The following is an 8,600-nucleotide window of genomic DNA, read 5'->3' on the forward strand; positions in this document are numbered from 1 at the left end:
GCGTGTAAAAGTGAGAAGCCGTTGAATTCGTTCGGTTCGATTCCGGATACGCGGATCATGGAGCGCCGCGAACGCTCGTGACTTACTCTCCTCCCCCTCTGGGGGAGGGGGACCGCCGAACGGCGGTGGAGGGGCCGGCCAAGCCGGCGACCTCTCCTTGGTGTCAGAACAGCGCGCTCTCCGCCGACCACAGGATGTAACCCGGCCGCATGAGGCCCCCTCCACCCGCGTTCGCGGGTCCCCCTCCCCCGATGGGGGAGGAGAAAGGTTTTCCGCGCTTCCTCGCGCCCCGCCCCCCTCAGCGCTTCTTCGCCTGCGCCGCATCAAACCCGAACGCGTGACGCATGACCTGGAAGATGTAGCTCTCCTCGACCACCCCACGCAGCAGGTAGGCCTGCGGACCATCGGCGAACACGCCGACATCCTCGCCCGCGTGCGCGGCGCTGGGCAGGTTGACGACGGCCTGCTGGTGGTAGTCGACGTCGTCCAGGTCTTCCTTGGCCGGGTCGGCGCGGGTGTCATTGCCCAGCGGACCGCCGGGGCCGGTGGCGAACATCAGGGTGGTGTAGGTCTTGCCGTCCGCGGCGATCGCCGGCTCGCCCTCGTTGCCCGAGACGCCCAGGATCGGCGAATTGCGCGGCGCGTAGCCGGAAATAACCAGGCCATGGCTGTGGTCGGCCGTAACCACGACCAGGGTGTCCTTCAGGTCGACCTTGGCCAGCACCGCCGCGATGGCCTTGGAGAACTCGACGGTCTCGCTCAGCGTGCGCTTGGCGTTGCCCAGGTGGCTGCCCATGTCGATCTTGCCGCCCTCGACCAGCAGGAAATAGCCGTTCGGGTTCTTGGACAGGATGTCGACGGCGCTCGTGGCCATCTCGGCCAGGGTCGGAACGCCCTGCCCCAGCACCGGCCGCTCGACCTCGTAGGGCAGGTGTTCGGACGCGAACAGGCCCAGCACATGCCTGGTGTCGGCCGGCAGCGCCTTCAGCTGGTCCACGGTGGTGACATAGGCCGAAGCCCCGCCTTCCGCCTTCAGCCACTCGGCGGTCAGATCGCGGCCGTCGGCGCGCTTGCCGTCCTTGGCCTCGGGCAGGAAGCGCGAGCGACCGCCGCCCATGACCACGTCCAGGCGCAAGGCGTCGGGGGCCTCGATCAGTTGGCGGGCGATGTCCTTGCAGCCGGCCTGCAGCGCCTCGACCGGCATGTCGCTGTCGCCCTCCCAGTCGCGATAGGCGGTGTGGGCGTAGGCGCCGGCGGGCGTGGCGTGGGTGACGCGGGTGGTGGTGACCGCGCCGGCGGCCTTGCCGTTGGCCTTGGCCAGTTCGGCCAGGGTCTGGACCGCGTTCCCCTTCTCGGTCTCACACTTCTCGCCGATCGCCGCGCCGGTCAGGCCGATGATCTTGTTGCGGGTCTTCACGCCGGTCATGATCGCCGTGATGCCGGCGGCGCTGTCGGTGACTTGCGTGTCGTGGCTGTAGGTCTTTGAGAGGGCCGCATAGGACAGCTTCTCGAAGGCCAGCGAATTGGATTCGCCGTCGACGCCCTTTTGCTGGCCGTCATAGATGCGACCGGCCGTGACCGTCGAAATGCCCATGCCGTCGCCCAGGAAGAGGATGACGTTCTTGGCGCGGCCGGTGTTCGGGACCACGGCTAGCTGGCGCGCCAGGGCCGCCTCGCCGGCCTTGTAGTAGGGATCGACGGCGCTGACGGCCGCCATTGGGCCCGCCGCCTGAGCGCAGGCGAAGGTCGAGATCGAGGCGGACGCCACGAGGGCGAGAACGAGGGGGCGGATCAAGGCCAAGCTCCATGAGGAATCGGCCCGATTTGCGCTCGGCGTGTGACAGTTTTTGCCTCGCCCGCGCCGATCCCGTCCTAGGGGCGTCGCACGCGCCAGGCGAAAGCGGTCGCCGCGGCCAGCAGCACCGCCGCGCCCGCCTGGTGCAGCACGCCCAGCGTGATCGGCACGGCCGCCATCAAGGTCCAGACGCCCAGCGACGCCTGCAGCACGACGATCACCGCCAGGGCCAGGGCGATCGCCCGGGCGCCGGGGGCCAGCAGCCTGTCTCGCCTGGCGATCACCGCGATGGCGAGGCCGGCCACGAACAGGGCGTAGGCCATCAGGCGATGGTGCAGCTGAACCGCGGCGTGGCTGTGCGCCAGCGTCCCCCACAGACCCTGGCCCGCATAGTCGGCGGGGAAGAAGCGCCCGTTCATCAGCGGCCAGTCGTTATAGACCAGGCCCGCGTCGTTGCCGGCCACCAGGGCGCCCAGCAGGCTCTGGAAGAACACCGCCGCCAGGAAGGCCAGCGCCCAGCCTCGCCAGGGGGAACGCTCCGGTACGCGCGGCGAGCCGTTCCAGGCGTCCAGGGCGGTCCAGATCAGCACCACGAACAGCGCCAGGGCCAGGCCCAGGTGCGTCATCAGCCGCTCCGGCGCGACCGAAACCCGCTCGGACAGGCCGCTCGACACCATCCACCAGCCGACAAGCCCTTGCAGGCCGCCCAGGCCCAGCATGACGGCGCAGCGCCAGATCAGCCGGCGCGGAATGTCGCCGCGGATCAGGAAAATCACGAACGGGATGGCGAAGACGACGCCGACGGTCCGGCCCAGCAGCCGGTGGGCCCACTCCCACCAGAAGATGCCCTTGAAGCCCTCCAGCGTCATGTCCGGATTGACCAGCTTGTACTGCGGGATCTGCTTGTAGAGCTCGAAGCTCTCGCGCCAGGCCTGGTCCGACATCGGCGGCAGGGCGCCCATGATCGGCTTCCACTGGGTGATCGACAGGCCGGAATCGGTCAGGCGAGTCGCGCCGCCGACCACCACCATGGAGAACACCATGGCGGCGACAATAAACAGCCAGAGGGCGACGGGACGCGAACGGTCGGAGCGCAGGAAAGACGTCATGGTGTCGGCAAAGCGTCACTTCTAGGCCGAAATGCGGCAAAGCCTTCCCTACGCCCGCAGCGGCGGAGCATCAATGTCTGTATGTGTCCGCATGACCCCGCGCGCGCCGCATGGCAAAAAGGCGCGATGAGGAGCAAAGCATGAGCGCTACGGGCGTGTTGGCGGCCACGATCGTCGGCGTCATCGCCGGCTGGATCGCCGATTTTGTGATCGGGCGAGAGCGCTCGCTGTTCATCAAGCTGCTGGTCGGCGTCATCGGCGCGTTCATCGGCGCCTTCGCGGCCACGCGCATCCATTTTCCCGTCGGCGGCGTCGTCGGCGAGCTGACGGTGTCCAGCCTGGGCGCCGTCCTGTTCCTGGCCGTGCTCGGCCTCTTTAGGAGATCCGCGTGAGCGTTCCCGTCACCCCGCCCCGTCTCATTCCGGCGAGATGGCGCAAGCTGATCGGCTCCCTGGCCGTGATGGCGGTTTTGTTCGCCTGGATCTGGATCTTCGCCAGTCTCTACGACCACCTGCCGCAGAACCGGCTTGTGCACTTGGTCTACTTCGTGGCGCTGGGCATGGGCTGGGTCTTGCCGGTGATCCCGCTGATCTCCTGGATGGGCAAGGCCGACAAGCCTGTCGTCAGGTAGGTCGCCGGACATGAAAAAGGGCCGCCTCTCGGCGACCCTTTCGGCTTCCGCAATTCCCGAAGGAAATGGTCGGAGCGACAGGATTCGAACCTGCGACCCCTTGACCCCCAGTCAAGTGCGCTACCAGGCTGCGCCACGCTCCGACGCGGAAGAGGCGCTCTTATAGGCGCCGCTCCTGAGGAGGGCAACAGCCATTTCCCAGGAAATCACGCGCCCCGGAAAAGCCTAGCGTGACAGGAGGCCGTCCAGCCGGGTTTTCACCTCGGTCAGGTCGCGCAAGGTGAAGGCCAGACGCTCTCGCGTCCCGTCCTCGATCGCCCGATCACCCCCGGGCGCGCCGTAATCGATGTCCGGCGACAGATTCGCCGAGCCGTTGGCGCCCAGCCCCGCGGCGATCACCTGCGCCAGGCCGTGGTCGCGATGCAGCTTCTGCACGCCCTTGATGGTAAGGCCTTCGCTATGCAGCAGGATGCGGACGCCATTGAGCACCGCCACGTCCTGGGGGCGGTAGAAGCGCCGTCCGCCGGCGCGCTTCATGGGCCGGATGAACGAGAACTTGGTCTCCCAGAATCGCAGGACGTGCTGCGGCACGCCTAGCTCGTCGGCGACCTCCGAGATCGTGCGGAAGGCGTTGGGCCCCTTCGCCACCGCACGAATCCTAGTCGCCCAGGGCGCGGTCGATTCGCGCCTTCATGACCTGGGAAGCGCGGAAGCCGATCACGCGCCGGGGCTCGATCTCGGCCGGCTCGCCGGTCTTGGGATTACGTCCCATCCGCGCCCGCTTGGCGCGGACCTGGAAGACGCCGAAGCCGGACAGTTTGACCGTCTCGCCCTTCTCCAGGGCCTCGGCCACCAGGTCCAGCGTGCGTTCGACGAGGCCGGCGCAGTCCTGACGGGTCAGACCGACCTCCTCGTGCACCGCCTCGCACAGGTCGGCCCGGGTCAAAGTAGAGCCCTTCATGCAACCCCCTCCACGCGTATCCTGGCGGTCGAGAGACCACCTCCGATAGAGCACTCCCGGCGGGAGAGCGCTTGATGCGGACGCCCTCACTCGGCCGCGCGCTCATCCACCGCTGACCTCATGCCGCGATTGTCGCATGAAGTCAAAGGCTCAAGGTCAACAGTTCATGCCATCCGCGAAGTGCGAACCGCGGTGCGCGTCAAAGGCGCAGGACACAGGCGCCCCAGGTCAGCCCGCCGCCCATCGCCTCCAGCAACAGCAGGTCGCCCTTCTTGATCCGGCCGTCCTTCACGCCGTGGGCGAAGGCCAGCGGGATCGAGGCGGCGGAGGTGTTGGCGTGGATCGCCACGGTCGAGATGACCTTGTCCTCGTCGATGCCGCAGCGGTTGGCCACGCCGGCCAGGATGCGCTGGTTGGCCTGGTGCGGGATGAACCAGTCGACGTCGGCGACCGCCACGCCGGCCTTCTCGGCGGCGGCGTGAATCGCTTCGGAGATATTGACCACGGCGTGCTTGAAGACCTGGTTGCCCAGCATCCGCAGCTTGCCGACCGTGCCCGTGGTCGACGGGCCGCCGTCGACATAGAGCAGCTCCTGCTTGGTCCCATCGGCGCGCAAGGCGAAGCCCAGCATGCCGCGATCGTCGGTCGTCCCCTCGCCTTCGCCGGCCTCCAGCACGACCGCGCCGGCGCCGTCGCCGAACAGCACGCAGGTGCCGCGGTCGCTCCAGTCCATCAGGCGAGTCATGGTCTCGGCGCCGATGACCAGGGCGCACTTGGCGTTGCCGCGCGCCACGAAGCCGTCGGCGACGCTCAGCGCATAGACGAAGCCCGAGCAGACGGCCTGGACGTCGAAGGCGATGCCGACCGGCGCGCCCAGCTTGCGCTGGACGATCGTGGCGACCGCCGGGAAGGTCAGGTCGGCCGTGGTGGTGGCCACGATGATCAGGTCGACGTCGGCGGCGGTCTTGCCCGCGGCGGCCAGGGCTTCCTTGGCCGCTTCGGTCGCGAGATCGGAGACGGGCTGGTCGTCGGCCGCCTGATGGCGCTGGCGGATGCCGGTGCGCTCGACGATCCATTCGTCGCTGGTGTCGACGAACTTGGCCAGATCGTCATTGGTCACGACCTTGGGCGGCAGGTAGGCGCCGACGCCGGTCACTACGCTACGAACTACGCTCACTCGGCCGCTCCTTCGGAACCCACGCCGGGATTGGCCCCCTCGCCGGAGGCCTCGTCCTTGGCCGCGGCGGCGGTCAGGCGCTTCAGATTTCTGTCGATCTCGGCGCGGAAATCGCTGCGCGCGAGGTTGGTCGCGACCCGGATCGCCGAGGCGAAACCGCCCGCGTCTGCGCCGCCGTGGCTCTTGACCACGATTCCGTTCAGGCCCAGCAGCGGGCCGCCGTTCACCCGGCCCGGATCGAGGCGCTGGCGCATCTTTTTGAGCGCGCCCGACGCCACGGCCGCGCCCAGCATGGCCAGCGGCGTCGAGGTCAGGGTGGACTTGATCTCGTTGGAGAAGAACCGCGCCAGGCCCTCGGCGGTCTTCAGGGCCACATTGCCGGTGAAGCCGTCGGTGACCACCACGTCCACGGTGCCATAGGCGATATCGGTGCCCTCGACGAAGCCGTGATAGTCGAAGTCGAGCTTGGTCTCGCGCAGGATGGCGTGCGCCTCGCGCACTTCCTCGTGGCCCTTCTGCTCCTCGGAGCCGACGTTCAGCAGGCCAACGGTGGGCCGGTGCGAGCCGTGCACGGCGTGGTGGAAGGCCGCGCCCATGATCGCGAACTCGACGAGCTGAGCCGCGTCGCTCTCGACATTGGCGCCGACGTCCAGCACGGCCGTCACGCCTTTCATGGTCGGCCAGTTGGCGACGATGGCCGGACGCTCCAGCCCCGCCCCCATGCGCAGGATCAGCTTGGAGATGGCCATCAGCGCACCGGTATTGCCGGCCGAGACGCAGGCGTGGGCCTCGTTCTCGCGCAGGGCCTCGATGGTGTTCCACATGCTCGAGCCCTTGCCCCGGCGCATGGCCTGGGCGGGCTTTTCGTCCATGCTGATCGCCTTGTCGCAGTGGCGAATCTCGCTGACGGCCTTGGCGGCCGGGCACTTAGCCAGCTCGGCCTCGATGGCCGCGCCGTCGCCGTGCAGCAGGAAGCGCACGCCGGGCAGCGCCTGGGCCGCCAGGGCGACGCCGGGCACGACGATGGAGGGGCCATGATCGCCGCCCATGGCGTCGATCGAGATGACAACGGATTGAGTCACGTGGCGCTGAGAGCTCCGGCAGGCGGTCCGGCCGCCCTGAAGGCGGCGGACGATACATCCGCGTGAATATCACGCAAGCGGTCGAGTCGGGCATCGGGTCTGCCTGAGCAGACCCGACCTCTTGGAACGAGCGTGACGGGCGCCGAAACCGCTCACACTTTCGGCTATCACGCATCGGGTCTGCCTGAGCAGACCCGACCTCTTGGAAGGAGCGTGACGGGCGCCGAAACCGCTCACACTTTCGGCTGTCACGCATCGGGTCTGCCTGAGCAGACCCGACCTCCTAGAAGGAGCGTGACGGGCGCCGAAACCGCTCACACTTTCGGCTGTCACGCTCTCAGCCCTGATCGTCCTTCAAATTCAGCCCCTTCAGGGCGGCGAACGGGGATAACTCCACCGGCTCTGGCGGCTGGACGAAGACCGCGCCCGGCTTGCGGGGAAACGGATCCAGCTCCAAGGCCAGGTGTTCGACCACATAGCCCGACACGTCGACGGACTGGCCTTCCAGCACGTCCGGCGGATCATCGCCGTCCGGGTCGGCGCCCAGGTCGCCAAACTCTTCCTGCGGGGCGTTCTCGCTGTTGGCGGGCAGGACCCGCAGACTGAAGCGGGCGTCGATCGGCGTCTCGAAGTCGTCGGCCGTGGCGCTGCAGGTCTGGACGACCCGCGCGCGCAGGACGCCCGAGACCTCCGCCCCGTCCAGCCAGGACGTCAGGAACACCTCGGCCGACAGCGCCTCCAGGCTGACGAGGCCCAGCTGCTTGGCGATCGCCTTGCGCTGGTCGTCGCTGGGCTCCAGGCGCAGCTTCACGGCGCCCCGGTCGACCTGGGACAGCGGGATCTCGCAGGGCCAGGGCGCGATTACGGGTTCGGCCACGTCACATCTCCTTGCAGCAGCGCGTCCAGCGGCTGGCTCGCCAGCGCCGCGCGCGTCTTGATCAGATAGGCGGTCAAGGCGGCGACATCACCCTGGCCGCTTTCCTCGAACGCCGTGCGAGCCAGGAAGTCGCGCGTGGCCGACTCGTCCGGCAGGCTGGCCACGGCCTCGTCATAGGCCTTCAGGCGGCCATAGAAGGCGCCGGCCAGCTTCTTCATCTTCTTGCCCACGGCGGTGTCGGCGACGCCGATCTCGCGGAAGGCGTCATCGAGGCCCTTCACATAGGAATCGAACACCGCCTGCGAGGTCTCCGCCGCCGCCTCGCCCTGCCCCTTCAGCCGCTCGATCAGCAGGATCACGTGCAGGCTGAACAGCTCGAACCGGCCCTCCATCGAGTCGCGGACGCCGAAATCACGGTACAAGGCCGGCGAACGCGCCTGCGCCACGGCGCAAGCATAGAGCTTGGCCCCCGCCGCCTTGGCGGGCCTGGGCTTCAGCCATCGGTCCAGAAACATTGAAACGCCTCGATTTCGCCGCGACATCCCGCTAGACGCGGGGTCCGCTTTCACGCGGGCATTGAACTAAGCTCCCGCGGGCGATAGGTCAAAGTCTGCATTTTCCGGTTCGGAGCCTCGATGTCTCGCCCCGCCGTCTTCGCCGCCGCCATTCTCGGCCTGGCGATCGCCACTTCAGCCTGTACGCCGCTGACGAGCTATTCCGGATTCCAGGCCATCGAAGCCAAGCCCGCCGACATGAAGGTCGGCGAGGACAGCAAGTCGACCCTGATGGAGAAGCTGGGTTCGCCGTCGGCGGTTTCGACCTTCGACAACAACACCTGGTACTACATCTCGCAGACGACCGACCGGGTGGCCTTCTACTATCCGCGCGTGATCAAGCGCGACGTGGTGGCCATCAAGTTCAACCCGGCCGACGAAAAGGTCGCCTCGGTGAACACCTACACGCTGAAG

General features: G+C 67.9%; 11 protein-coding genes, 1 tRNA gene and 1 pseudogene. 3 read left to right on the forward strand and 10 right to left on the reverse strand.

The window, feature by feature from the left end; translation table 11 throughout:
• Positions 1–86: 86 nt before the first annotated feature.
• The 3 genes and pseudogenes from DI526_RS22380 to DI526_RS22390 all read right to left on the reverse strand — a co-directional run.
• Positions 87–167 (reverse strand): annotated as a pseudogene (locus DI526_RS22380) (hypothetical protein); the annotation flags it as partial.
• 131 nt (positions 168–298) lie between these two features.
• Positions 299–1,795 carry an alkaline phosphatase gene (locus DI526_RS22385; RefSeq protein ID WP_304282941.1) on the reverse strand — a complete coding sequence of 499 codons (1,497 nt, stop codon included), beginning with the start codon at positions 1,793–1,795 and terminating at the stop codon, positions 299–301.
• Between the two features lie 77 nt (positions 1,796–1,872).
• Positions 1,873–2,904, reverse strand: coding sequence for a COX15/CtaA family protein (locus tag DI526_RS22390; protein WP_304282944.1), 1,032 nt, complete (start codon positions 2,902–2,904; stop codon positions 1,873–1,875).
• Between the two features lie 140 nt (positions 2,905–3,044).
• Here DI526_RS22390 and DI526_RS22395 point away from each other — a divergent pair, with 140 nt between their 5' ends.
• Positions 3,045–3,296 carry a GlsB/YeaQ/YmgE family stress response membrane protein gene (locus tag DI526_RS22395; protein ID WP_304282946.1) on the forward strand — a complete coding sequence of 84 codons (252 nt, stop codon included), beginning with the start codon at positions 3,045–3,047 and terminating at the stop codon, positions 3,294–3,296.
• On the forward strand, positions 3,293–3,535 hold the full coding sequence (locus DI526_RS22400) for a DUF2842 domain-containing protein (protein WP_304282949.1): 243 nt from the start codon (positions 3,293–3,295) through the stop codon (positions 3,533–3,535). Before DI526_RS22395 ends, DI526_RS22400 begins: the two co-directional genes overlap by 4 nt.
• Before the next feature lie 66 nt (positions 3,536–3,601).
• On the opposite strand, the gene DI526_RS22405 is transcribed toward DI526_RS22400, so the two are convergent.
• The 7 genes from DI526_RS22405 to DI526_RS22435 form a co-directional block, all read right to left on the reverse strand.
• Positions 3,602–3,678: transfer RNA gene (locus DI526_RS22405), tRNA-Pro, on the reverse strand.
• A gap of 82 nt (positions 3,679–3,760) precedes the next feature.
• Positions 3,761–4,183 (reverse strand): MerR family transcriptional regulator, encoded by a 423-nt coding sequence (locus DI526_RS22410; RefSeq protein ID WP_304282952.1) that lies wholly within the window; start codon positions 4,181–4,183, stop codon positions 3,761–3,763.
• A gap of 10 nt (positions 4,184–4,193) precedes the next feature.
• A complete protein-coding gene (locus DI526_RS22415) occupies positions 4,194–4,496 on the reverse strand; it encodes an integration host factor subunit alpha (protein WP_066686891.1) in 303 nt (100 codons plus the stop codon).
• A 199-nt stretch (positions 4,497–4,695) separates the two neighbouring features.
• A complete protein-coding gene (locus DI526_RS22420; RefSeq protein WP_304282959.1) occupies positions 4,696–5,673 on the reverse strand; it encodes a beta-ketoacyl-ACP synthase III in 978 nt (325 codons plus the stop codon).
• The gene (plsX, locus tag DI526_RS22425; RefSeq protein ID WP_304282962.1) at positions 5,670–6,755 is read right to left on the reverse strand and encodes a phosphate acyltransferase PlsX; all 1,086 of its coding nucleotides are present in this window, start codon (positions 6,753–6,755) and stop codon (positions 5,670–5,672) included. The genes DI526_RS22420 and plsX overlap by 4 nt, the downstream gene beginning before the upstream one ends.
• A 337-nt stretch (positions 6,756–7,092) precedes the next feature.
• A complete protein-coding gene (locus tag DI526_RS22430; protein ID WP_304282964.1) occupies positions 7,093–7,632 on the reverse strand; it encodes a DUF177 domain-containing protein in 540 nt (179 codons plus the stop codon).
• Positions 7,617–8,147, reverse strand: a complete 531-nt coding sequence (locus DI526_RS22435) for a ubiquinol-cytochrome C chaperone family protein (RefSeq protein WP_304282967.1) — start codon at positions 8,145–8,147, stop codon at positions 7,617–7,619. Before DI526_RS22435 ends, DI526_RS22430 begins: the two co-directional genes overlap by 16 nt.
• A gap of 120 nt (positions 8,148–8,267) precedes the next feature.
• Between DI526_RS22435 and DI526_RS22440 the strand changes: the two genes are divergently transcribed.
• The coding region (locus DI526_RS22440) for an outer membrane protein assembly factor BamE (protein WP_304282970.1) at positions 8,268–8,600 on the forward strand (333 nt) is incomplete at its 3' end.

Source organism: Caulobacter segnis, assembly GCF_003243465.1.
GTDB lineage: Bacteria > Pseudomonadota > Alphaproteobacteria > Caulobacterales > Caulobacteraceae > Caulobacter > Caulobacter segnis_A.